We start from the raw sequence: 24,167 nt of genomic DNA on the forward strand, positions 1-24,167 counted from the left end.
CGCATCGGGCGGCCCTTGCAGCCGCCCGACAAGCCAGTCGTTTATTCCTCGGGAATACGCAGCACCTGGCCCGGATAGATCTTGTCCGGGTGGCTGAGCATCGGCTTGTTGGCTTCAAAGATTTTCGGGTAAGCATTGGCGTTGCCGTATTCGGCCTTGGCAATCGCGCTCAGGGTGTCGCCCTTCTTCACCGTGACAAAGCGCGCCGCCGGTGCCGGCGTAGTCACGCTGATATGGTCTTCCACTTCGGCCACACCGGCGACATTGCCCAAGGCCAGGAGGATTTTCTCTTTCTCCTCCTGGCTGGCCACTTCACCACGGGCGATGACCTTCTCACCTTCGACGCTGACCTGAATATTTGGGTTACCCAACCCCACCTTGGCAACGTGCGCCGTCAGCGACTCGGCCGCCTGGGCCTCCTGGCCGACCAGTGATTCCCAGAGTTTCGTACCGGCTTCTTTGACAAAGGCAAACAGACTCATAAGGCGTCCTCTTATTCCTTGGAAAGTGGCCGGGCAACGCTGCCCGGAGTTCGAAGTCTAGCCCCTGATTCGTGACAACGGCGCTGGCGTTGCAGGGCCGATTCAGCGCCAGACATCCATCAGGTGCCTGCTAGAATCGGCGCAATTCAGGGTTTAGGACACATCATGGATATCAAACAGCTGAAGTTCCTTATCGCCCTGGATGAAACCCGCCATTTCGGCCAGGCCGCCGCGCGTTGCCATATCACCCAGCCGACCCTGTCGATGCGCCTGCGCCAACTGGAAGATGAGCTGGGCCTGGAGCTGGTCCGCCGTGGTCAGCGCTTCGAGGGCTTCAGCGCCGAAGGCGAGCGCATCCTGGCTTGGGCGCGAAGCCTGATGGCCGCGCACGACGGCCTGTATGCCGAAGCAGCCGCCTGCCGTGGCCAGCTGGTCGGCACCCTGCGCTTAGGCGTAGTGCCGCTGGCCGGTTTCGACCCGATGCGCCTGGTGCAGTTTTTTGCCGAACAACATGCTGGCTTACGTTTTCAGCTGTTTGCCCTGAGCAGTGAGCAGATTCTCGAACGGCTGGGGCGTAATCAGCTCGACCTCGGCCTGTCCTACCTCGACCGCTTGGACCGCGAGCATTTTGACAGCCTTGAGCTGGCGGAAACGCGCATGGGCCTGCTGTACGACCGCCGTCATTTCCAGTTCACTCGTCCGGCCCTACGCTGGGAAAGCCTGATCGAGCTGCCGCTGGGCCTGCTCTCGGCGGGCATGCATTTTCGCCAGTCGATCGACCACAGCTTCCGTTCGCGGGGCCTGACGCCTACCCCACGGTTGGAAACCGATGCCGTGCACCAGCTGCTGCAAGCCGTCAGCGCCGGCCTGTGCTGCGCGATCATGCCGCTCAACAGTGGCCTGGCGGAGTTCACCGAACACCTGGCGCTGACGCCCATCGAAGACGCCCACACCCTCGCGCCACTGGGCTTGATCATGCGCCGCAGCGCGCCCCGCTCGGCCCTGGCCGAAGCCTGTTTTGCCGAAGCACAGCACTTTTTGCCGCCCGCAACCGCCTGAAAGACCGATGCTTGACGCATTGATAGAGCGAATCGATCACTCCATCGGCGACAGCGATTAGACGCCCACATCAGAGCGGCCTACGCTGGCAGAGATACTTTGTCGCCGGGAAGCTCTGCCCATGCCACGCCACGCTCCACTCAGCGCCCAGCAAGCGAATGCCGCGCCAGTGCCTGCGCCCACTTACAGCTATGTCGAACTGGCAAACGAACCGCTGGAAGGCGCGGCCGCACTGGCCAGCGAGGCCGCCTTGGCGATCAGCTACAACGGCATCAGCCACAGCGTGATGATGGTTTCGCCCAGCGATCTAGAAGACTTTATCTACGGCTTCAGCCTGAGCGCCGGCCTGATCGATTCGCTCGATGACATCTACGACATCAGCCTCCAACAGCACGACAGCGCCATCAGCGCTGACGTGCAGGTCAGTAACCGCGCCTTCTGGGCGCTCAAGCAGCAGCGCCGCACCTTAGCCGGTAACAGCGGTTGCGGCCTGTGCGGGGTCGAAGCACTGGAACAGGCGCTGCCGCAGCTGCAAAACCTGCCGCCCAGCCCACTGCCCGCGCCGGCTCACCTGCAGGGCCTGCGCCAACGGATTCAAACAGTACAGACTCTGGCTCGCCACAGCGGCGCCGTGCACGCGGCATTGTTTGTCGATGCTCAGGGGCAGATCCGCCTGTGCCGCGAAGACATCGGCCGGCATAACGCCCTCGACAAGCTGCTCGGCGCCCTCCATCGCAACGGTGAAGACCTGCGCCTGGGCTTTGCCGTGGTCACCAGCCGCTGCAGCCTGGAGCTGATCCACAAGGCGTTGCGCGCGGGTATCGGCACCCTGGTCAGCCTTTCCGCACCGACCAGCCTGAGCGTGCAGTGGGCACGTCAGCACAACCTCAACCTGATCCACATTCCCCAGCAGAGCGCACCACGGGTTTATAGCCCTGCAGCGCCCGGAGCCAAACAGCCATGAGCCTGCAACCGATAAAACCACGCTATCAACCTTACAAAGGCGCCGCTGCCGGCTGGGGCGCACTGCGCAGCGTCACGCACTTCTGGCTGGACAGTAAGCAGCCGTTCAAAAACCTCCGGGCCCTGCTCAAGACCAATCAGCATGGTGGCTTTGACTGCCCCGGCTGCGCCTGGGGCGATTCGCCGGAAGACGGCCACATCAAGTTTTGTGAGAACGGCGCCAAAGCGGTCAACTGGGAAGCCACCAAACGCCGCGTGGATGCCGCCTTCTTCGCCCGTTACAGCGTCAGCCAGTTGCGTGAACAGAGCGATTACTGGCTTGAATACCAGGGTCGTCTGACTGAGCCGATGCGCTATGACGCCGCCAGCGATCATTACCTGCCGGTTAGTTGGGACGCCGCCTTTGCCCTGATCGCCGAGCACCTGAAACAGCTGGAAAGCCCCAACCAGGCTGAGTTCTACACCTCCGGCCGCGCCAGCAACGAAGCGGCCTACTTGTATCAGCTGTTCGTCCGCGCCTTTGGCAGCAACAACTTCCCTGACTGCTCAAACATGTGCCACGAAGCCAGCGGCGTGGCCCTCGGCCAGAGCGTCGGCGTAGGCAAGGGCAGCGTGACCTTTGCCGACTTTGAACACAGCGATGCGATCTTCGTGCTCGGGCAAAACCCCGGCACCAACCACCCGCGCATGCTCGAACCGCTGCGTGAGGCGGTCAAACGTGGCGCCCAGGTGGTGTGTTTTAACCCGCTAAAAGAGCGCGGGCTGGAGCGTTTTCAGCATCCGCAAGACGCCCTGGAAATGCTCACCAACGGCTCCGAGCCGTTGAACACCGCGTTCTTCCGCCCGGCCCTGGGCGGTGATTTAGCGGCTCTGCGCGGCATGGCCAAATTCCTCCTGCAGTGGCATCGCGAAGCGCTGGCCAACGGCGAGCCAGCCGTGTTTGACCTGGCGTTTATTGCCGAACACACAGACGGCATGGATGACTACCTGGCACTGCTGGATGCCAGCAGCTGGGAGTCGCTGGTCGAGCAATCCGGCCTGAGCCTGGATGATTTGCAGCATGCCGCCCTGCTCTACCGCCGCGCTGAACGGGTGATCATCTGCTGGGCCATGGGCATCACCCAGCACCACAACTCGGTCGCGACCATCCAGGAGATCGTCAACCTGCAGCTATTGCGCGGCAACCTCGGGCGGCCCGGTGCAGGCCTGTGCCCGGTGCGCGGCCACAGCAACGTGCAGGGCGACCGCACCATGGGCATCAATGAACGGCCAGCCGCGGCGTTTCTCGATGCACTGGAGCAGCGCTTTCAGTTTCAGGTTCCGCGTGCGCAGGGCCACAACACCGTCGAGGCGATCAACGCCATGCTTGATGGCCAAGCCAAGGTATTCATCGGCCTGGGCGGCAACTTCGCCCAAGCTACCCCGGACAGCCCACGCAGCCATGTAGCGCTGAGTCGCTGCGCGCTGACCGTGCAGATCAGCACCAAGCTCAACCGCAGCCACCTGACCACCGGCACGGATGCGCTGATTCTGCCGTGCCTCGGCCGCACCGACATCGATCACCAGGCCGACGGCCCGCAAGCCGTGACCGTGGAAGACTCATTCAGCATGATCCACGCCTCCTACGGCCAGCTTGAACCGCTGTCGCCACAGATGCGTTCGGAGCCGGCGATCATTGCCGGTATCGCCAAAGCCACCCTGGGCAACCATCCCGTGGAGTGGGAGGCACTGATTGCTGACTACAGCCGCATCCGCAACCTGATTGCCGACACCATCCCTGGCTTCAGCGACTTTAACCAGCGCGTGCAGCACCCCGGTGGTTTCTACCTGGGCAATGCGGCCGGCGAACGCCGCTGGCTGACCGCCAACCACAAGGCCAACTTCAAGGCCAACCCACTGCCCACCGACCTGCTGCCACCGCAGGTGCGCAACACCGGGCAGACGCCGGACCTGATCCTGCAAACCCTGCGCTCGCACGACCAGTACAACACCACCATTTATGGCCTGGATGACCGCTACCGTGGGGTCAAAGGCCAGCGGCAGGTGCTGTTCGTCAACGAAGCCGACATCCTGCGCCTGGGCTTTCAGCCGGGGCAAAAGGTCGATATTCAGTCCATTTGGGATGACGGCATTGAGCGCAAGGTCGTTGGCTTCACCCTGCTGGCTTTCGATATTCCCGCTGGCCAGGCGGCGGCTTACTACCCGGAGGCCAATCCGCTGGTGCCGCTGCAGAGCTTTGGCGCGGGCAGTTTCACCCCAACCTCGAAGTACGTGGCGATCCGCCTGCAGGCGCATCACGCCGAGGCACGCATTCTTTAATCGCGGGTTGTGTGGCGGCGATCACAACGGCGACCAACGGCAGGGAATTTTTCGGAAAAATAAGCTCTAAAGCCATACCGCAAACACGGTATAACGTGGCTGCGGTACGGCTTTATTGCCCTGAAAAATCAGTGAGTTAAAAACCGTCTGCCCCTATATTTAAGAAGGTCTGCCGTATGCGTACATTATTTTCTGTGGTGTTGTTCAGCGCCCTCGCCTCCCCACTCGTCTTGGCGGGTGATACCGGTAAAGTTGCCATCGGCAGCGGCCTTGGCGGCGCTTTAGGCAATGTGATCGGCCAACAGGTCGGCGGCAGCACAGGCGCAGCCATCGGCGCAGGTTTAGGTGGCGCAGCGGGCGGCGTAGTGACCGCCCGCGATGGCAACAAGACCGAAGCCGCACTCGGCGGTGGCCTGGGCGCCGCCGGTGGCTCCGTATTGGGTAACAAGGTCGGCGGCAGCACCGGTTCGACCATTGGTGCTGGCTTGGGTGGCGCAGCCGGTGGCGCTTTAGCCAATGAATACGCCGGCGGCAGCGAGCGTGATCGCGGCCATTACAACGGCAAGAAACACAAGAAGCATAAAAAGCATAAGCACGACTAAGCGCCGACTACTGACCGCAAAAAAGCCGCCTAACAGCGGCTTTTTACGTATGTGTGGGGCTGGGCGATACGCCGTTTAGCCGCGACTGCAGCGTAGAAGGTCACCGCTAAAGCGCCGCCTAGGCAGCCGGCTCGATCAACAACACCATCAGCGCCGCGCGCAGGTTTTCGGGAATGCTCAGCGGGCGATTGCTGCTGCGATCAACAAAGACATGCACGAAACGTCCAGCCGCGCAGGCTTCATCCTCGCCCTCCTTGAACACCGCCAGCTCGTACTGCACCGAACTGTTGCCCAGTTTGCCGACCCGCAGGCCGATCTCAATCCGCTCCGGGAAGGCGATGGAGGCGAAGTAGTCGCAGCTGGAGCTGACCACAAAACCCACTACAGCACCGTTATGAATATCCAAGCCACCGACTTCGATCAGGTAGGTGTTCACCGCACTGTCGAAGAAGCTGTAGTAGGTGACGTTGTTTACATGGCCGTAGACATCGTTGTCGTGCCAGCGCGTGGTGATCGGCTGGAAGTGCCGGTAATCGCTGCGCAGGTGTTGGGGCTGGCTCATTTGGAGTCCTTGAAGTTAGCGGAAAACACAAACATCCATGCTTTTGTAGGAACGGCTGGGCGGCACTCCGGCTTGCCCGCGAATTTCCGTAGTGCCTTGACCACCAATCGCGGCCAAGGCCGCTGCTACAAGTCGAGAACACTTACAGGCACCAAGCGGTCTTAATAGGCCACCTGGTAGATGGCCAGTGCATGGGTCTCGGTCATTTCCTTCGGGTTATTCACCAGCAGGCGCTGTTGCTGCATGGCGTCACGGGCCAGGGTCGGCAGCATGTCTTGCGGCACACCGGCATCGCGCAGACGCGACGGCAGGCCACTGCGCGCACTGAAATCGGCCATTGCGCCGATAAACTGCTCGGTCTGTTGCAACACGCTGCCGGCGCGCAGCTGCTCACCCAGCACCAGCGGTGCCAGCTCGGCATACAGCGGCGCGGCCGCATTGGCGTTGAAGCCCAGCACATGCGGCAGCACCAAAGCGTTACTCAGACCGTGGGGAATATGGAAGTGTCCGCCCAACGGATAGGCCAGCGCATGCACCGCCGCCACCGGCGCATTGGCAAACGCCTGACCGGCTAGGCAGGAACCCAGCAGCATGGCCTGTCGCGCTTCGCGATTGCCACCGTTGTGCACCACTTCATCCAGATTGGCCGCCAGTAGGCGCAGTGCCTCGCGCGCCAACAGGTCGGACAGCGGATTCTTTTTCAGCGCACTGGTGTAAGCCTCGATGGCATGGACCATGGCGTCGATACCTGTGGCAGCGGTAACTGCCGGCGGCAAGCCGAGGGTTAGTTCGGCATCGAGCAGCGCCAGGTCCGGTAGCAGCAACGGCGAAACAACGCCCATCTTGGTGGTTGCACCGGTAGTGATAATGGAAATCTGCGTGACTTCCGAACCGGTGCCGGCGGTGGTCGGCACGAGGATCAGCGGCAGGCGCTGCCCCCGGGCATTGCCGACGCCGTAGATCTGCGCCAACTCTTGGCCGCAGTCGGGATGAGCCAGCAGCGCCACCAGCTTGGCCACATCCATCGAACTGCCGCCGCCAAAGCCGACAATCAGCTGCGCCTTGAGCGCCTTGGCCTGCTCCACTGCCGCCAGCAGAATGGCCTCGGGCGGATCGGCGACCACCTGATCAAATACCTCGACCGTCAGCTCGGTACGGACAAAGCCCGGCAGCACCTCGCCGAGCAGGCCGAGTTTGCTGATACCCGGATCAGTGATGATCAGCACCCGCTGCGCGCCGCGCTCGCGGCAAAGGTCAGCCAAGCGCCGCGACGCGCCGATCACGCAAAGAATCTGCGCGGTGGTGGCAAAGCTAAAGGGCAGCATGGGGTGATCCTCTTGTTGTAATAAATGGCTCGCGCAGCAGCGTGGATTGCACCCACGCTACGCGCTTCGGTCAGAAGGCGAAACTCGCCTCATCCATGGCCATCAGGCAGTCGGCACCGCCCAGCAAGGACTCGCGATGGGCGCTGGCCCGCGGCAACACCCGGCGCAGGTAGAAATCGGCGCACTGCAGCTTGGCCTGATAGAAGGCGGCCTCACCGCTGCCAGCTTCCAGGGCATCCTGCGCCCGCGCTGCAGCCTGCAGCCAGAAGCCGGCCAGCAGCACATAGGCCGAATACTGGAGGAAATCCACCGACATCGCGCCGATCTCCTGCACATCGCGCTGGCTGGCAGCAATCACCTCACTGCTCAGTTCGCGCCACTCGCCCAGACGTGCCTGCACACTTTTGGCCAGCGCGGCCATTGCCGGGCGACCAACCTGGGCATCGCATAGCTCGCTGAATTCGGCCTGCAACGCCGACAGTTCGGCACCGCCGTCACCGAGCACCTTGCGGCGAATATAGTCCAGCGCCTGAATGCCGTTGGTACCTTCGTAGAGTTGGGTAATGCGGCTGTCGCGCATCAGTTGCTCGATGCCCCACTCGCGGATGAAACCGTGGCCGCCGTACACCTGCACGGCGTGGCTGGCGACTTCCTGGCCCATGTCGGTAAAGAAGGCTTTGACGATCGGGATCAGTAGCGCCGCGCGCTTGCTGGCGGCCTTGCGTGCGGCGGCGTCCGGATGGCCGTGCTCAAGGTCGAGCTGGCGCGCGCAGTAAGCAGCGAGCATACGGCTGCCTTCGACCAGGCTCTTTTGCGTCAGCAGCATGCGCCGCACATCAGGGTGAACGATGATCGGGTCTGCCGCCTTGCCCGGCTCGGCCGGACCACTCAGGGCACGCGACTGCAGGCGCTCACGGGCATAACGCAGCGCGCCCTGGAAGGCTGCTTCGCCAATGCCCAAGCCCTGCAAACCGACCTGAAAGCGTGCGTCGTTCATCATGGTGAACATGCAGGCCAGGCCCTGGTTGGCTTCGCCAATCAGCCAGCCGGTGGCGCCGTCGAAGTTCATCACGCAGGTGGACGCGCCCTTGATGCCCATCTTGTGCTCGATGGCCCCACAGGACAGCGCGTTGCGCGCGCCCGGCGTGCCGTCGACAGCGGCGATAAATTTCGGCACCAGCAGCAGGCTGATACCCTTCACCCCGGCTGGCGCATCCGGCAGACGCACCAGCACCAGATGAATGATGTTTTCCGAAAGGTCCTGCTCGCCGCCGCTGATAAAAATCTTGCTGCCGCTGACCTTGAAGCTGCCGTCGGCTTGCGGCTCGGCCTTGGTACGCAGCAAGGCCAGGTCGGTGCCGGCCTGCGGCTCGGTGAGGCACATGGTGCCGGCCCATTGGCCACTAACCAGCTTATGCAGGTAAGTGTCTTTCAGCGTTTCGCTGCCATGTTTGTACAGCGCCAGCACCGCACCCTCGGTCAGCCCGGAATACACGCGGAACGACAGCGAAGCGCCCATCAGCATCTCGTGGAAGTTGCACGCGAGCATCTGCGGCAGCGCCTGGCCACCGTACTCGCTCGGCCCGGTCATGCTCGCCCAGCCGTTATCAACGTATTGCTGATAGGCCTCGGCAAAGCCGTCCGGCGTGCTCACCTGGCCGTCACTCAGCTGACAACCCTGTTCGTCACTGTTGCGATTCAACGGCGCCACCACCTCGGCGGTATAACGCGCGCCCTCTTCCAGCACGCCGTCGATCAACTCGCGATCAAGACCGTTACCGAGCAGCTCGCAGTGGCTGCTGATATCAAACAGTTCGTGCAACACAAAGCGCATATCACGCAGCGGGGCTTGATAGCTCATACCCGGCCCTCCTGCACGTCGGAAACCCGCACGTCAGCAAAACGCTTACCGCTGGCAGCGAGCTTGGCGATCAATGCAGCCGGCTGCCAGTGTTGACCGAAGTGCGTTTGCAGGTGCTGCAAACGCACCAGAATATCGGCCACACCCTGACTGTCAGCCCAGCTCATCGGCCCGCCCTTGTCGGCCGGGAAGCCGTAACCGTTGAGGTAGACCAGGTCGATGTCGTGGCTATTGGCGGCGATATTTTCTTCGAGGATTTTCGCGCCCTCGTTGATCAGCGCCAGCAGGCAGCGTTCGAGGTTTTCCTCAGGGCCAATCTCGCGGCGGACAAAGCCTAGCTGCTCGGACACCTGCAGCACCAGCGCATCCACCTCAGGGTCGTGCTCGGCCTGGCGGCTGCCTTCGGCGTAGAGGTAATAACCCATGCGTACCTTCTGGCCGAAACGGCCGAGGCTGCACAGACGGTTATCCACCTGCACAGTCGGATCATCCTGGCCTTGACCGGCCAGCTCGCGGGCGCGCCATTCCAGATCGATGCCGACCACGTCGTACATGCGAAACGGCCCCATGGCGAAGCCGAAGCCCTGCAACGCGGCATCCACCTGATGCGGATAGGCGCCTTCGAGCAGCAGCATGCGCGCCTCACGCACATAGGTGTGCAGCATGCGGTTGCCGATAAAGCCATCGCAGTTGCCGGCCACCACGCTGACTTTGCCGATGCGCTGGCCCAGGGCCACAGCCGCGTCCAGCACCGCAGGGGAAGTTTGCCCACCACGGACGATTTCCAGCAGTTTCATGATGTGCGCCGGGCTGAAGAAATGCAGGCCCAGCACCTGCTCGGGGCGCTTGGTCACAGCGGCAATCGCGTCGATATCCAATGCTGAAGTGTTGCTGGCGAGTATCGCGCCCGGCTTCAGGGTAGCGTCGAGGGTGCGGAAGATCTGCTGCTTGAGTTCGAGGTTCTCGTACACCGCCTCAATCACCAGGTCGACATCGGCCAGCGCGGCGTACTCGCCCACCGGAGTAACGCAGGCCAGCCGTGCGGCCGCCTGTTCGGCGCTGATCCGCCCGAGCTTGAGGTTATGCGCATTGGTCTCGGCCACCACAGCCATGGCCTGTTCGAGCATTTGAGGGTTGTTGTCCAGCCACAGCACCTGAAGCCCGGCGTTGGCCAGGCTCATGACAATACCGCGGCCCATGGTTCCGGCGCCGATCACGGCGACCTGCTGAATGCTGACTACCTTGCTCATGGCCAATCCTCTTAGTGGCGGTGACAGAAAACCCGCGCGGGCGAAATAAATTCGTCTGCCACCATAGGCAAGGCGTTACTATTTTTGAAATTTAGTCTTGTGATAAGTCGTATTCAGCATATGAATATCTCAACCTTCGACCTCAACCTCCTGCGCGTGTTCGATGCACTGATGCGCGAGCAGAATGTGTCTCGCGCAGCCGAGCGTTTGGCGCTGAGCCAACCCGCCGTGAGTAACGCCTTGGGCCGCCTGCGCGAGCTGCTCGATGACCCGCTGTTAGTCCGGGTTGGCCGCAGCATGCAACCGACACCGCGAGCGCAGGCACTGGAGACACCGATACGCGCTGCGCTGCAGCAGATCGAGCAGAGCCTAAACGCCGGCGAGGTGTTCGACCCGGCCAGCAGCCGGCAGCACTTCAATATCGCGGTCACTGATTACGTCGAATTGATCTGTATGCCGCGATTACTGGAGCAGCTCAGCCAGCAAGCACCCGGCATGCGCATCGACATCCGCCACCTCACACCAAACCTACCAGCCGAAGCGTTGGATAAAGGTGAGCTGGACGTGGTCGTGGGCCGCTTCGAAGAAATGCCGGCGCGCTTTGCTCGGCAGCACTGGATGAGCGAAACCCTGCAACTGGCGGTGCGCCGTGATCATCCGCTGGCGACCGGCCCCATGGATCTACCGGCCTTCCTGCAACTGCGCCATCTATGGGTCCACGGCGGCCAGACTCGCGGCATGGTTGACCAGTGGCTGGGCGAACAGGGCCTGTGCCGGGAGATCCTCTACAGCACGCCCAACTACCTGCAGGCCGCGCACGTGGTTGCCAGCAGCGAGCTGGCGGCGGTGCTGCCGACTCAACTGGCGCGCCACTTTGCCCGCCTGCTGCCGTTGCAGTTATTCGAGCTGCCGTTTGCCCTCGGCCCGTTTCACTTGGAGATCATCAGCCTGGCCCAACGCCAGCGCGACCCGGCGCTGCATTGGTTGATCGAGCAGATCAGCGCCATTGCCCAGCCTCACTGAGCCGCCTGTAGCGCAATAACGCCGGTAGATAAAGACGATGGCCAGAAAAAAGGCCGCTGCCGATCAGCGATGATCAGCAGCGGCCTGGGAAACCTTGACCAAGTCTAGAACGTACCGTCACCAATCAACATGCCGTGCATGACCCTGTAGCTCTTGCGACCGGACTGTAGAGTCAACGGATTACGCTCGGCAATCACCCAGCCCTTGGCCAGCAGCTGGTCTATATAAGCCCGCAGCTCGGGTAGATAGCGTTGTTCTTGCTGAATCGATTCCATTCCACTCATCCTCTAAAGGCGTTTTCTGCAACAACAACCCGGCACGCCCGGCCATTCGTTCGTCAACACAGCCGAAATAATAACGGCTAAATGCCAGCAACTAAAGCGGTATCAAGCCACATCTCTGTAGGCATAACGCACCATCGAGTTATAGCGTTTGGCTTACATTGCCATTGAGTTTAGACCGCTGTGGCGCTGGTATTGGCTGGATCGACCCGCGCTGAGCTGAACACCAGGTAATCGTCCTCAACCTTGCCATAGCGCAGCAGCGCCAAATCCAGCAGGTAGTTTTGGTAGAGCTTCCAGGGGGCGCGGTCGCCCTGACTGGGAATCTTGCCGACCGCACGCTGGATATAGCCCGAAGCCAGGTCGAGGAACGGCGCCGCGTTGACCTGCCGCGCCGGATCGCGCGGCGTGCACTGGCGCATACCGGTGGCGTCCATGTGGTTGATCAGGCGGCAGTAATACTCGCTGGAAAGGTCCGCCTTGAGCGTCCAGCTGGCGTTGGTGTAACCCAGTACCACCGCAACATTCGGCAGATCACGCAGCATAATGCCGCGATAACCCATGCTCTCGGCCGCCTCAAAGGGCACGCCATCCACCGCCACCTGTATGCCGCCGAACAGCTGCAACTCCAACCCTGTGGCACTGATGATCACATCCGCGGGCAGCTCCTCACCGGTTTTCAGGCGGATGCCCTTAGCGGTAAGACCATCAATGTGCTCGGTCACTACCGAGGCTTTGCCTTCTCGCAGCACCGTGAACAAGTCACCATTGGGTACGACACACACCCGCTCATCCCAAGGTTTGTAGCGCGGGCTGAAATGGCGCATGTCGAAATCCGCGCCGAGCTGGCGCTTAGCCAGCCCCAGCAGCAACTTGCGCACCAGGCTGGGCCAGACTTTGGCGAGGCTGTAGAAAGCCATCTGCATGGCCACATTGCGCGTGCGGGCCAGCCGGTAAACCCAGGCTTGCGGCAGAAAGCGGCGCAGGAAGGCGGAAAGCGGATCGCCCTGCGGCAGGCTCACCACATAGCTCGGCGAGCGTTGCAGCATAGTCACGTGCTTGGCCTTATCGGTCATCGCCGGTACCAGAGTGACGGCCGTCGCACCGCTGCCGATCACCACGATGTTTTTTCCGCTGTAGTCGAAATTCTCCGGCCATAACTGCGGATGAATAAACACCCCCTGGAACTGTTCACGGCCTTTGAATTCAGGGGTGTAGCCCGCCTCGTAACGGTAATAACCGGTGCACATCAGCAGGTGTTGGCAGCTGATTTTGAGCGGTTCAGCGTCCTCGCCACGCTGCACCTGCAGAGTCCAGATGGCACGCTCGCTGCACCAGTCGGCCTTGAGCACCCGGTGCTGAAATCGAATTTTTTCCTGAATGCCGTTTTCCTGGGCGGTCTCCTCGATATAACGGCGGATCGACGGGCCGTCAGCGATGGCCTGCGGGTTGGTCCAGGGTTTGAAGTTGTAGCCGAGGGTGAACATGTCCGAATCGGAACGGATACCCGGATAACGAAACAAGTCCCAGGTGCCGCCCAGCGCTGGCCGGCCTTCGAGGATGGCGAAGCGCTTGCCGGGGCAATGGGTCATCAGATGGTAGGCCGCACCGATGCCGGACAGGCCAGCGCCAATGATCAAAACATCCAGGTGTTCGGCAGACATGGGGGCTCCTTGGGCTTCTTCTTATGCTCGAGGGGCCACTCGCTGTCAGCCCGTCGTGCTTGCCAGAGTCACCTCAAGCAGCGCTTTTGTCACCCCATCTTTCGGCTGTGAATAACCGCAGACGGCGCCCACTAATGAGTGAAGCGTGAGCGCCAATAGCGATTATTAGAAGGTGTTACGCAGCACCACCTCGTTAAACGGTAGCTTGCCGATACGCGGTTTCGGCTCGATGGTTTTCTTGCCGACCGCGACCATCAAGGCAATCACATGGTTGGCCGGCAGATTGATCAGCTTGGCCACGGCATCGAAATCGAAACCGTCCATTGGGCAGGAGTCCAGGCCCTTGCCGCGCGCGGCCAGCATCAGTGTTTGTGCCAGCAAGCCACAGCTGCGCATGGTTTCGTCGCGCTGCACCTGCGGTTTATCGCGGTAATAGGTATCGATAGCACCGGTCATATAGGCCTGTACCTCCTCGGGCGCACCGTCCCAGACACGGCCGACATTTTGCTCCCAGCTATCAATTTGGGCGCAGACCACCACCAACATCGAGGCATCCGTCACCTGCGCTTGGCCCCAGGCCACGTCACGCAGCTGCTGACGCAGGGCCGGGTCGCTGACCTCGACCAGACGCACATGTTGCAGATTGAACGCCGACGGGGCGAGCAGTGCCAGTTGCAGCAGTTCGTCCTTCTCGGCGCTGCTGAGGGTGAATGCCGGGTCATAGCCTTTGACGGCGCGGCGGCTGCGAATGGCTTCATCGATATGCATGGGAGTACCTTCAACATGGCTCGGAAAGCGCTCATGCTAGGCAGCTGTCAGGGCGAATACCACACGCCTTTACCGATAACATTCATCGACAACAACGATCCCAGCGCCACGAGCGGGTCGGCTGCCTGTAAAATCGCCGCCTTCTTTGACCGACCGCCAGCCATGACTCCCGACGCTCTCGCCACCCTGCACCAGCACCTGCTCACCGCCCTGAATCCTGCGCCCGAGGAAACCCGCCGCCTGTTTCACGGCCGCGGGCGCTGCTGGCCGGGCCTTGAGCAAGTCACGGTGGATTGGCTGCAAGGTGTGCTGCTGGTCGCCCTGTTCAAACCGCTGAGCGACGCCGAGCTGCAGGCGCTAAATGCCATGCTGCTGGACCTCAGCCAGAGCACGGCCTGGCAACAAAGCGGTGCGCACAGCCTGTTATTACAGCAGCGCTACCTGCCCGAAAGCCCCACACAGTGGCTGCTTGGTGAGCCGGTTGAGCACTGGGACATCTGCGAGCACGGCCTGCATTACCGCCTCGATCTGGGCCGCAAGCAGAACACCGGGCTGTTTCTCGACATGCGCCACGGCCGCCAATGGGTACACACCCAGGCCGCCGGCAAACGCGTGCTTAACCTGTTCGCCTACACCTGCGGTTTCTCGGTGGCCGCGCTGGCCGGTGGTGCCACGCACGTGGTCAATCTAGACATGGCCAAGGCGGCACTCAGCCGTGGCCGCGACAATCACCGGCTGAATCAGCACGACCTGAGCCAGGTGGTATTTCTGGGGCATGACCTGTTCAAGTCTTGGGGCAAGGTGGCCAAGTACGGCCCCTACGACCTGATCATCATCGACCCACCGTCTTTTCAGCGCGGCAGCTTCGTGCTCAGCAAAGACTACCCAAAAGTCCTGCGCCGCCTGCCCGAGTTGCTCAACGCCCATGGCACGGTGCTGGCCTGCAGCAACGAGCCGGAGATCGGCCCCGACTACCTGGTCCAAGCCATGGCCAGCGAGGCCCCTGAGCTGCGCTTTCACGAACGCCTGAGTAACCCACCGGAATTCCCCGACAGTCAGCCAGACAGCGCGCTAAAGGCCTTGGTGTTCCGCAAAGCCTAGGGCGCGGGCCTGCAAGCATCTCGCAGTGGAGACGGTTGAGGGCTGGTCTACAGTTAGGCAACCAGCCCTTATGAGATCACCGCGATGACGCTCAAAACCCTCGGCCTTGTCCTGTCTGCCAGCGTTTTACTGGCCGGTTGTGCCAGCAAAACCCCAACCCCTTCGCAATATTCGGGCTTTCTCAGCGACTATTCACAACTGCAACCAACGCAATCGCCCAGCGGCGCCACGGTGATGCGCTGGGTAGCGCCTGACTTCCAACTCGCTAATTACAGCTCGGTACTGGTGGAAAAACCGCTGTTCTACCCCGCACCCACACCCAGCGCGCAGGTCAGCCAGCAAACGTTGAATGACATCGCCAGCTACCTGCAACAAGCCATACGCCTTGAGTTGGCACCACGCATGCGAATTGTCGAGCAGGCCGATCGGGACACCCTGGTGCTGCGCAGCGCAATCACCGCGGTGAACCTCTCACCGGAGGGGCTCAAGGTTTATGAAGTGATCCCTATTGCCCTGGTTGCCGCGGCCGCCAGCACCGCAGCCGGCACGCGCGACCTGAACACGGAAATTTATGTTGAGCTGGAAGCCATCGATGGCAGCAACAGCAAACCGATGGCCCGCGTAGTGCGCAAAGGCCATGGCCTGCAGTTGGAGAACAACAGCACCCAGCTGCGCCTCGATGACATCACCCCGGCGCTGGACACCTGGGCCAAAGACGCCCGCGACTTCAAACGTTGAAGCCCAGCACTGCAGCCAACAGCTGCAGTGCTGCACCATGGTTCCCTCATCCATCGTGCGCTAATAAAGATATCGCGGGGGCGCAGATCAATCGGCCCCAGCGAACCCGCGTGATGATGCACGCCCCACGTGGATATGGGCGTAACACCTGCGACAAGGTTAAGCTGTGCCCATGAGCACAGCCCCCTATATCACGCCGCTTGAACCCAACCGCACGGATGCGCCCTCAGGCTTGCGCATCGGTGGCGACTGGACGCTGGCACATTACGCCCACCTGGAAGCCGACGTGCTGCAGTTGCGTGGCACCTTGCACAGCGCGGCCAGCATTGACCTAAAAGACCTGGGCGCGCTGGACACCGCCGGTGCCGCGTTGCTGGTGGAATTGCTAGGCAGCCAGCGTCTGGCCCAGCTGGCCAAGGATGCGCCGGGCCTTGCCAGCGAACGCCGCGCCCTGCTGCAAGCGGTGGGCAGCGCCATTGCCGAGTCCGGTGATGCCGCGCCGGGCAAACACATACCCGCCTGGCGCGAATTCTTTGGGCAGATCGGCCAAGCGCTGGAAGAGCTCTGGCAGCAAGGTGTCGCGCTACTTGGCTTTATCGGCCTGACCCTGGCAGCGATGGCCTCCATCATCCTGCGCCCCAGCCGCTGGCGCATGACCTCACTGGTCGCCCACCTGCAGCAGAGTGGCCTGAATGCCGTGCCCATTGTTGCCCTGCTGACCTTCCTGGTTGGCGCGGTGGTGGCCTTCCTCGGTGCCACGGTGCTTGCCGATTTTGGCGCGAGCATCTACACGGTTGACCTGGTGGCGTTCTCCTTCCTGCGTGAGTTTGGCGTGCTGCTTACGGCCATTCTCATGGCCGGGCGCACGGCCAGTGCGTTTACCGCGCAGATCGGCTCGATGAAGGCCAACGAGGAAATCGACGCCATCCGCACCCTGGGCTTGAGCCCCATGGAGATGCTGGTACTGCCGCGGGTGTTTGCCCTGCTGATCGCCCTGCCGATCCTGACCTTTATCGCCATGCTCAGCGGCATCCTTGGCGGGGCGGTGGTCTGCGCCCTGAGCCTGGACATCTCGCCGGCCATGTACCTGGCCATGCTGCAGGAAAACATCGCCCTCAAACATTTCCTGGTTGGTATGGCCAAAGCCCCGCTGTTTGCCTTCCTGATCGCCGTGATCGGCTGCCTGGAAGGCTTCAAGGTCACGGGCAGCGCGCAGTCGGTGGGCGAGCGCACCACCTCCAGCGTGGTCCAGTCGATCTTCGTAGTGATCGTGCTCGATGCCCTGGCGGCGCTGTTTCTAATGGAGATGGGCTGGTGACGGGCGAAGCGATTATCGAGGTACGCAATCTGGTCAACCGCTTCGGCGCACAGACCGTGCACCAGAACCTCGATCTGGACCTGTACCGCGGCGAAGTGCTCGGTGTGGTCGGCGGTTCGGGCACCGGTAAATCGGTGCTATTGCGCAGTATTCTTGGCCTGCGCCACGCCAACGCCGGCACCGTGCGGGTATTCGGTGAGGAACTGCTGAGCCTGCCGCCCGAGCGGCGCTCGCAACTGGAGCGGCGTTTCGGCGTGCTGTATCAACGCGGCGCGCTGTTTTCCTCACTGACGGTGACCGAAAACGTCGCCCTGCCGCTGATCGAACATGCCAACCTCAGCCGCCCGGCAGCCGAACGCCTGGCCCAGGTCAAGCTGGCACTGGTCGGTCTGCCGCGCGGAGCGGGCGACAAATACCCCACCGAGCTGTCTGGCGGCATGATCAAGCGCGCCGCGCTGGCTCGCGCCCTTGCCCTGGAACCGGACATTCTGTTTCTCGATGAGCCCACCGCTGGGCTCGATCCGATTGGCGCGGCCGCCTTCGACCAACTGATTCTGACCCTGCGCGATGCCCTGGGTCTCAGCGTGTTCTTGGTCACCCATGATCTCGACACGCTCTACACCATCTGTGACCGGGTCGCCGTGCTGGCGGAAAAACGCGTGCTGGTGGCCGACCGCCTGGACGTGGTGGCCGCCACCGACAACCCTTGGATTCACGACTACTTTCACGGCCCGCGTGGACGCGCAGCCGAACAGGCGGCCAACGGCGCGCCAGGGAGAAACTGAATGGAACCGCGTGCCCACCACGTATTGATTGGCCTGTTTACCGTACTCATGGCTGCGGCTGCTTTGGGCTTTGCCCTGTGGCTGAACCAAGCCAGTTCGGACCAGGAACTGCGCGACTATGACGTGATCTTCAATGAGGCCGTCAGCGGCCTATCCCAAGGCAGCGTGGTGCAGTACAGCGGGATCAAAGTCGGTGATGTCATCAGCCTGCGCCTTGACCCAGAAGACCCGCGCAAAGTCCGCGCGCATATCCGTGTCACCGCCAGTACCCCGATCAAGCAGGACACCCACGCCCGCCTGTCGATCACCGGGATTACCGGCGCGGCGCTGATCCAGCTGCACGGTGGCACCCCGGAGAGCCCGATACTCGAAGGCCAGGGCAACGCACGTCCTGTAATCATCGCCGATCGCTCACCGCTGGCGCGCCTGATGACCAATGGTGAAGACCTGGTAATCAGCGTCACGCGCTTGCTCAACCGCGCCAACCAGCTGTTCTCCCGCGAGAATGTCGGGCGTATTTCGCGCACCCTGGAAAACATCGAGCAAACCAGCGCCAGCGTCGCCGGCCAGCGCGATGAACTGCGTCAGGCCCTGCAACAGATGAGTAAAGCCAGTCAGGAAGCTGCTGACCTGATGCGCAACGCCAACCAGCTGCTCAGCGGCCAGGGCCGCGACGCGATGGACAGCGCCAGTCGCCTGATGGCCTCACTGGAGCGCAGCAGCAGCACCGTCGAACAGCTGCTGGTCGACAACCGCAGCTCACTCGACGGTGGCATGCAGGGGGTGGCCGAACTCGGCCCAACCATTATCGAACTGCGCGAAACCCTCAGCGCCCTGCGCTCCTTCGCCCGCCGCCTGGAGGAAGATCCAGCCGGCTACCTGTTGCGCAGCGAAACCATCAAGGAGTTTCAACCATGAGCCGTCTCCGCCTGTTCGCCGCCCTGCTGCTGACCGGCAGCCTGGCCGCCTGCTCGGTATTGCCGAAAAGCCAGGTGCTGAGCATCTATCGCCTGCCGGCCAGCAGCCTGCCCAGCCAGCACGCCAGCGCCGACTGGGCGTTGCGGGTGAACAAACCCCATAGCAGCCAACTGCTCGACAGCACGCGGATTGCTGTAGTGCCTCCGGGCGACCAGATCAGTGCATACCAGGGCGTACGCTGGAGTGACCGCGCGCCGCTGCTGCTACGCGACCGCCTAGTTGATGCCTTCCTTGATGACGGCCGCCTCAAGGCGGTCAGCAGCGATGACAGCCGCCTGCACGCCGACCTGGAACTGGACGGCGACCTGCGCGCATTCCACAGCGAATACCAGAACGGCCGTCCCGCCGCCCGCATTCTGTTTGAAGCGCGCCTGGTGCAAAGCGGCAGCCTGCGCATCATCGCCAGCAAGCGTTTCAGCGTCAGCCAAGTGGCCGGCGACACCTCGGTGCCGGCCGTGGTCAACGCCTTCGGCCAGGCCGGCGACCAACTGGCCCGCGAGGTACTGGAATGGACCCTGAACCAAGGCCAGGCCGCGCAGCGCGCCATAAACAGTGACTTACCCGATAGCGTTACAGCGCGATGAGCACTTGCTGCAAGCTGCCCTAGGTAACCAATTGCGGTAAAGGCGCAGGGCTGTCGAGGCCACACAGCGGTATGCACAGGGTAAAGCACGCGCCGCCCTGACTGGCATTGCACGCCGTCAGGCTACCGCCGTGCCACTGCGCGAGTGTCCGCGCAATTGCCAGCCCCAGGCCAATACCAACGATGCTTTGAGTGCTCTCGCTACGATAAAAGCGCTCGAACACTTGCTCTAATTCCTCTTCGGCGATGCCTTGGCCGTAGTCGCGCACACTGCAATAGAGCATGTCCTCGCGCACGTCCACTGTCACTTCGATCGGCTGCATGGCAGGGCTGTACTTGTCGGCGTTGGACAACAGGTTGCAGAGAATTTCCACACACCACATACGATCACACTCGACCCACAGCGGCGCGCTGCCAGCAAGCGGCCAGTGCATTACCACTGAGCGCTGCGCGGCCAAGTCAGCAAAGCGCTCAAGCGCTTCCGCGACCACCTCGCGCCAGTTACAACGGAGCAACTCCAAAGCCCCCAGATCGCTGCCGCCGACTACCCCTTCATCGAGGCGCAGCCCTTCTAGCACCCGTCCGATCAGCTGATTCAATTGCTGGACCGACTTGCGCACTCGTTGTGCACGCTCACTGACGTTGTGTACCAGGTCGCCATCATGCCGTTGCCGCAGCAGACGTTGCGCGCTGGAGTCGATCACCGCCAGCGGGGTACGCAACTGGTGTGACATCAGCGAAACAAAGTCACGGTAGCGCAGCGTGGTCAGCCGCTCTTGCTGCAGGGCACCCAGCAACTCGCGAGTCTTTTCGTGCTGCTGGACCACTTCGGCATGGCTAAGGTTGGCGCGCCTCAGGCTACCCAGCAACTGCCAGCACAGCAGTGCGCCGGCCAGTAACACCCCGAGCACCGCAAACATCACCTGCACCATCAGCCGCCGGTGAGCATCGCGCTGCGCGCCGATCAACTCGCGATCGGCGAGCATCACCTGATTGCTGATCCGCAACAGGGCCTGCTGGATGCCGTCATAATCCAACTGCGGCTGGTCGAGCATAGCCATGCACTCAATCAACTCGGGCAAGACCCCGAGTCGCTGCATATAGTGGCGCTGCGCGCCCGTGGAGAGCATTGCCAGCCGCGCCTTGAGCAGATTGCGGTGCAGAATTTGCCCGGTATCGCTGGCCACAGTTGGCGGCGTCGTCAGGGCGGCCTGGTACAGCCGGCCACTTTGGTAGACCGCCTGACTCATTGCCCAGACCATGTTTTCACCGACATCGGTGCGCAGTTCCTCCTGCAAGCCGGAGAGTTTGTAAAGTGCATAGCCGAGCAGCGAGGCGAAGCAGAGCACCGCCGCCAGGGCTATGACTTGGACACGCCGATTGCGCTGGGGCGACGGGCTCACGCCGTGGTCTCTACGACCATCGACAAGTCTGGCAGCGCCGAACCGGCACTGAGCACTAAGGCAACAAGGTCCGCCTGACGAGCAACCCCGGTCTTCGCGAACAGGTTGCGCAGATGAAAGGCCACAGTACTGGCCGAGACATCCAACTCCAGCGCCACTTCATCGCTACGCCGGCCTTGCGCCAGCAACAGCGCAACTCGCGCTTCAGTCGGGGTCAGGGCAAAAATCAACCGTAGGGTTTCCAACTCCGGCAGCGAACGGCTTTGCGCGCTGGACAAGAAGATCGCCAGCAGGTTGCCCGCCGATTCGGACAGTGGCGGTGTGCCCGGAGCCAGGCTCAGTAAGCTGACGAACACGGCGCCAGCACTGCTCGCGCGCTCCAACGCCAGCACGCGGCGCTCGCCCACCCCCGCATGCAGCTCCTGGGCATACTGCCGGAAGGTTCGTAGCGCCGAGGGTTTGACCTCAAGCCAACTCAGCCGCCCGCGGCTGTCCTGTGCCCAGATGCCCTCTTCCAGGGCCAGACGCTGCGCTTTCGGGTTTGCATACAGCAATTGGCCGTCCGGGTCACACAGCAGTACCGCCCCCGGCAACTGCGAAAAAATGCTCTGCAGGTGCTCGATAAAACGGTTCTGATTGCTCCGAGCATACCCGCGCAACCGCTCAACCTGGGCCAGGCGGGAACCTACGGTGGCCAATAACATGTCGTAGTCGACCGGTTTAACCAGATAATCGTCGACACCCAGACGCTTGGCTTCCAGCTGGGCGTTGCGCTGCCCCAGTGCAGTGAGGAGTATGAACGGTAGATCCGCCAGGTCCGGGCGCTGTTCACGGATGTACCGGTGGATAAAATAGCCATCACGGGTACTGTCACCGCCGAGCATGACATCACACAACACCAGGTCAGGACGTTGTTGCTCCAACTGCAACAGCGCCTGCTCAGCAGAGTTCGCCGCGATCACCCGGTAGCCGGCGGCGTTCAACTCATCAACCAAGTCGCCCAGCAACGTGGCCTCATCTTCGATGCACAAAATACAGGCTGACATACTGGGTTCTGCCTCAGCTCAAGGGTCAACCGTAATGCTGCGCAGCATCCAGGCCCAACGATAATCGAAACGCGAATCCTGCAACTCGACGTGTTGGTCGCGGGGATACACGACCCAGAGCGGGCCATGGTCAAGCAGCGTCAGGCCCGTACCGTCCATGCTGTGAGCGAGAATCGCATCCCACTGGTAATAGTCGGCGATGCCAACAGCCACTTCATAGTCATTCCAGGCCCGCAGCGTGGCGCTCGCGGTAGTGGCCGGGGCGACGGCTAGCAGCGCCAGTACATCACGCACCAACGGCCCCTCGAAGACCTTGACCCCGCTCGTCCAGGCCGTGGTGGTGGTAACCCGCTGCTGAGGCAATGTCAGCAGTTGTTCCAGGGTCAATTCAAGGCTCTGCCCGGTGCTTTGCACGGTCAGCAACGGGGTCGGCAGCGGGGGCGTTTCAGGCGCGGCCAACAAGGCCGTCGAGGTCACTAAGCACATAATAAATACTAGGCCAGACCGGAAAAATTCACGCCCCAACGTGAGTAGGCACGTACCGGAACGCGGACCTTTAGCTGAGAAAAGCTCACTCGTCGCCACCATATTCCCCTCGAAATAAAACAGCGCCACGCTCAACACGTTGAGGCGAACTTGGTTCGGCTGCACGGGATGCAGCTCTTATTTTTCATTGCGCGTCTGCCATGCACTGACTGCTGATGCTGCCTAGGTTGATAACAGCTTAGTCGAATTCGCCGTACGCCTAAACCGCAATAATTAGGCTTCGAACGCCACTAGGTGACAGCAGTGCCAGTTCTCTCGCCTATAAACCCACGAGGCTCACACGTCATGACTGGGCGGCGTCGTTGTAACAGCTCGCTGGTCGTTTTTTAGTTTTCTGGGACGTTTTTACTGGTATTAGGAACATTTACAACGCTTTCTAAACTTAGCACCCGCGTACAAGTACCTTCCCTTTGCGGCATAAACACCGGATTATCCACAGTCCTCCAAATAGCAGGACTCGCCGTGATACCGGCCAAGCGCATCGCTTATGACTCCTCCCTGACGCTGTCCAGTGACAACAGCAGGGTGGCAACCTGGCGTTCACGACTGCGCCAGAGCTTGCTGCTCGACAGTGTCTTGGCACCAGAACAAGCGCAGCAGTTGGCCTGGGGTATTGAAGTCCACCATTTCGGCTGCCTGCTCGGCATCTGGGCGCAGCTCAGCCCACAACGCTTCAGCCGTGCCACTGACAACTTGAACCGCGGGCATGTTGATAGCTTGCATGTACTGCTAGTGCTGTCCGGCGGCTTGCGCGGTAGCACTGCACGGGGGACGTTCAGCGCCAGTCCAGGCGATCTGCTGCTCAACGACCAACTCCAGGCCGGAGAAGTCTGCCTTGATCAGCCCACTACACTAATCGCCGGTCTACTGCCGCGTTCGGCATTTCCCGCTACCCAAAACCCGCAGCACCTGCACGGATTGGTCCTGCGTGGCGCCTCGCCAATTGGCAAGCTGCTCGGTACTCACCTGCAAACGCTGATGGCCTGCAGCCATGCGTTGAGCCCAGGCGAAGCCCTGGCCTTCGGCGAGGCGAGCCGGGCCCTGCTGGTCCATGCGCTGTCCACCTGTCGAGGTCTGAGCGGGGCAGATCAGGGCCACAGCCTGCTCAGCCAGTTGTGCCTGTACATCGAACAACACCTTGCCCAATCTACGCTGGGCCAGGAGCAACTATGCCAACATTTCGCCCTCTCACGCACGGGGCTGTACCGCCTATTCGAGCCCCTTGGCGGCGTCGCTCAATTTATTCGCCAGCGCCGCCTGGACCGAGCCCGCCGGCAACTGCTCGACCCCCGCTACAAACACCTGCAGATCGCCCAAGTTGCCCGCAACCATGGGCTGCAACCGGAAACCTTCAGCCGCCTATTCAATCAGGCCTTCGGGCTCAGCCCGCGCGTCGCCCGCCAGCAACAAACCCGCCCCGAACCCACATTGCACAACGCACCGCACCTCGCCTGGTTGCGCGCGCTGTAACTGCTGGCACCGGCGACGAGAACCACAATGGCACGCCTGC

General features: G+C 61.9%; 23 protein-coding genes. 12 read left to right on the forward strand and 11 right to left on the reverse strand.

The features are described 5' to 3' along the window. Positions 1–41: 41 nt before the first annotated feature. Positions 42–482 (reverse strand): peptidoglycan-binding protein LysM, encoded by a 441-nt coding sequence (gene lysM / locus ACEPAJ_RS20235; protein WP_322948278.1) that lies wholly within the window; start codon positions 480–482, stop codon positions 42–44. A 165-nt stretch (positions 483–647) separates the two neighbouring features. Between lysM and ACEPAJ_RS20240 the strand changes: the two genes are divergently transcribed. The 4 genes from ACEPAJ_RS20240 (at position 648) to ACEPAJ_RS20255 (ending at position 5,425) form a co-directional block, all read left to right on the forward strand. Further along, complete coding sequence (locus ACEPAJ_RS20240) at positions 648–1,541, forward strand: LysR family transcriptional regulator (RefSeq protein WP_425917392.1); 894 nt, start codon at positions 648–650, stop codon at positions 1,539–1,541. Positions 1,542–1,662: 121 nt separating this feature from the next. Beyond that, positions 1,663–2,505, forward strand: a complete 843-nt coding sequence (gene fdhD, locus ACEPAJ_RS20245) for a formate dehydrogenase accessory sulfurtransferase FdhD (RefSeq protein WP_425917394.1) — start codon at positions 1,663–1,665, stop codon at positions 2,503–2,505. Next, positions 2,502–4,823 (forward strand): FdhF/YdeP family oxidoreductase, encoded by a 2,322-nt coding sequence (locus ACEPAJ_RS20250; RefSeq protein WP_425917396.1) that lies wholly within the window; start codon positions 2,502–2,504, stop codon positions 4,821–4,823. Before fdhD ends, ACEPAJ_RS20250 begins: the two co-directional genes overlap by 4 nt. Before the next feature lie 176 nt (positions 4,824–4,999). Beyond that, entirely contained in the window at positions 5,000–5,425 is a 426-nt protein-coding gene (locus tag ACEPAJ_RS20255) for a glycine zipper domain-containing protein (protein ID WP_425917398.1), read from the forward strand. Between the two features lie 118 nt (positions 5,426–5,543). On the opposite strand, the gene ACEPAJ_RS20260 is transcribed toward ACEPAJ_RS20255, so the two are convergent. The 4 genes from ACEPAJ_RS20260 to ACEPAJ_RS20275 form a co-directional block, all read right to left on the reverse strand. Next, positions 5,544–5,987, reverse strand: a complete 444-nt coding sequence (locus ACEPAJ_RS20260; RefSeq protein ID WP_425917400.1) for an acyl-CoA thioesterase — start codon at positions 5,985–5,987, stop codon at positions 5,544–5,546. 161 nt (positions 5,988–6,148) lie between these two features. Then, complete coding sequence (locus tag ACEPAJ_RS20265; protein WP_425917402.1) at positions 6,149–7,312, reverse strand: iron-containing alcohol dehydrogenase; 1,164 nt, start codon at positions 7,310–7,312, stop codon at positions 6,149–6,151. Positions 7,313–7,382: 70 nt separating this feature from the next. Beyond that, entirely contained in the window at positions 7,383–9,173 is a 1,791-nt protein-coding gene (locus tag ACEPAJ_RS20270) for an acyl-CoA dehydrogenase C-terminal domain-containing protein (protein WP_425917404.1), read from the reverse strand. After that, complete coding sequence (locus tag ACEPAJ_RS20275) at positions 9,170–10,423, reverse strand: 3-hydroxyacyl-CoA dehydrogenase NAD-binding domain-containing protein (protein WP_425917406.1); 1,254 nt, start codon at positions 10,421–10,423, stop codon at positions 9,170–9,172. The genes ACEPAJ_RS20270 and ACEPAJ_RS20275 overlap by 4 nt, the downstream gene beginning before the upstream one ends. A 120-nt stretch (positions 10,424–10,543) precedes the next feature. On the opposite strand from ACEPAJ_RS20275, the gene ACEPAJ_RS20280 reads away from it, so the two are divergent. Continuing rightward, positions 10,544–11,446, forward strand: coding sequence for a LysR family transcriptional regulator (locus tag ACEPAJ_RS20280; RefSeq protein ID WP_425917408.1), 903 nt, complete (start codon positions 10,544–10,546; stop codon positions 11,444–11,446). 104 nt (positions 11,447–11,550) lie between these two features. On the opposite strand, the gene ACEPAJ_RS20285 is transcribed toward ACEPAJ_RS20280, so the two are convergent. The 3 genes from ACEPAJ_RS20285 to ACEPAJ_RS20295 all read right to left on the reverse strand — a co-directional run bounded on the left by ACEPAJ_RS20285 (position 11,551) and on the right by ACEPAJ_RS20295 (position 14,159). Next, the gene (locus ACEPAJ_RS20285; protein WP_425917410.1) at positions 11,551–11,721 is read right to left on the reverse strand and encodes a hypothetical protein; all 171 of its coding nucleotides are present in this window, start codon (positions 11,719–11,721) and stop codon (positions 11,551–11,553) included. Between the two features lie 179 nt (positions 11,722–11,900). Next, positions 11,901–13,391, reverse strand: a complete 1,491-nt coding sequence (locus ACEPAJ_RS20290) for a flavin-containing monooxygenase (protein ID WP_425917412.1) — start codon at positions 13,389–13,391, stop codon at positions 11,901–11,903. 165 nt (positions 13,392–13,556) lie between these two features. Beyond that, positions 13,557–14,159, reverse strand: coding sequence for a nitroreductase family protein (locus ACEPAJ_RS20295; protein WP_425917414.1), 603 nt, complete (start codon positions 14,157–14,159; stop codon positions 13,557–13,559). 162 nt (positions 14,160–14,321) lie between these two features. Here ACEPAJ_RS20295 and ACEPAJ_RS20300 point away from each other — a divergent pair, with 162 nt between their 5' ends. The 6 genes from ACEPAJ_RS20300 to ACEPAJ_RS20325 all read left to right on the forward strand — a co-directional run bounded on the left by ACEPAJ_RS20300 (position 14,322) and on the right by ACEPAJ_RS20325 (position 19,663). Continuing rightward, positions 14,322–15,260 carry a class I SAM-dependent methyltransferase gene (locus tag ACEPAJ_RS20300; protein WP_425917416.1) on the forward strand — a complete coding sequence of 313 codons (939 nt, stop codon included), beginning with the start codon at positions 14,322–14,324 and terminating at the stop codon, positions 15,258–15,260. Between the two features lie 84 nt (positions 15,261–15,344). Continuing rightward, positions 15,345–15,998: a DUF3313 family protein gene (locus tag ACEPAJ_RS20305; RefSeq protein WP_425917418.1), complete on the forward strand. Its 654-nt coding sequence runs from the start codon at positions 15,345–15,347 to the stop codon at positions 15,996–15,998. 172 nt (positions 15,999–16,170) lie between these two features. Continuing rightward, a complete protein-coding gene (locus ACEPAJ_RS20310; protein ID WP_425917420.1) occupies positions 16,171–17,316 on the forward strand; it encodes an MlaE family ABC transporter permease in 1,146 nt (381 codons plus the stop codon). After that, positions 17,313–18,101, forward strand: a complete 789-nt coding sequence (locus ACEPAJ_RS20315; protein WP_425917422.1) for an ABC transporter ATP-binding protein — start codon at positions 17,313–17,315, stop codon at positions 18,099–18,101. Before ACEPAJ_RS20310 ends, ACEPAJ_RS20315 begins: the two co-directional genes overlap by 4 nt. After that, positions 18,102–19,019: an MlaD family protein gene (locus tag ACEPAJ_RS20320; RefSeq protein WP_425917424.1), complete on the forward strand. Its 918-nt coding sequence runs from the start codon at positions 18,102–18,104 to the stop codon at positions 19,017–19,019. Continuing rightward, the gene (locus ACEPAJ_RS20325) at positions 19,016–19,663 is read left to right on the forward strand and encodes an ABC-type transport auxiliary lipoprotein family protein (RefSeq protein ID WP_425917426.1); all 648 of its coding nucleotides are present in this window, start codon (positions 19,016–19,018) and stop codon (positions 19,661–19,663) included. The genes ACEPAJ_RS20320 and ACEPAJ_RS20325 overlap by 4 nt, the downstream gene beginning before the upstream one ends. Positions 19,664–19,682: 19 nt before the next feature. Here the strand turns inward: ACEPAJ_RS20325 and ACEPAJ_RS20330 are convergent, their stop codons facing one another. From ACEPAJ_RS20330 to ACEPAJ_RS20340, 3 genes are read right to left on the reverse strand one after another with little or no spacing between them, the layout of a single operon-like run. After that, positions 19,683–21,065, reverse strand: coding sequence for a sensor histidine kinase (locus ACEPAJ_RS20330; protein ID WP_425917428.1), 1,383 nt, complete (start codon positions 21,063–21,065; stop codon positions 19,683–19,685). Continuing rightward, the gene (locus tag ACEPAJ_RS20335; protein ID WP_425917430.1) at positions 21,062–22,111 is read right to left on the reverse strand and encodes a response regulator; all 1,050 of its coding nucleotides are present in this window, start codon (positions 22,109–22,111) and stop codon (positions 21,062–21,064) included. The genes ACEPAJ_RS20330 and ACEPAJ_RS20335 overlap by 4 nt, the downstream gene beginning before the upstream one ends. 18 nt (positions 22,112–22,129) lie before the next feature. Continuing rightward, entirely contained in the window at positions 22,130–22,597 is a 468-nt protein-coding gene (locus ACEPAJ_RS20340; protein ID WP_425917432.1) for a hypothetical protein, read from the reverse strand. A 522-nt stretch (positions 22,598–23,119) separates the two neighbouring features. Between ACEPAJ_RS20340 and ACEPAJ_RS20345 the strand changes: the two genes are divergently transcribed. Continuing rightward, the gene (locus tag ACEPAJ_RS20345) at positions 23,120–24,127 is read left to right on the forward strand and encodes a helix-turn-helix domain-containing protein (protein ID WP_425917434.1); all 1,008 of its coding nucleotides are present in this window, start codon (positions 23,120–23,122) and stop codon (positions 24,125–24,127) included. Positions 24,128–24,167 lie beyond the last annotated feature (40 nt).

Source organism: Pseudomonas sp. GWSMS-1 (genome assembly GCF_049847425.1).
Lineage (GTDB): Bacteria > Pseudomonadota > Gammaproteobacteria > Pseudomonadales > Pseudomonadaceae > Aquipseudomonas.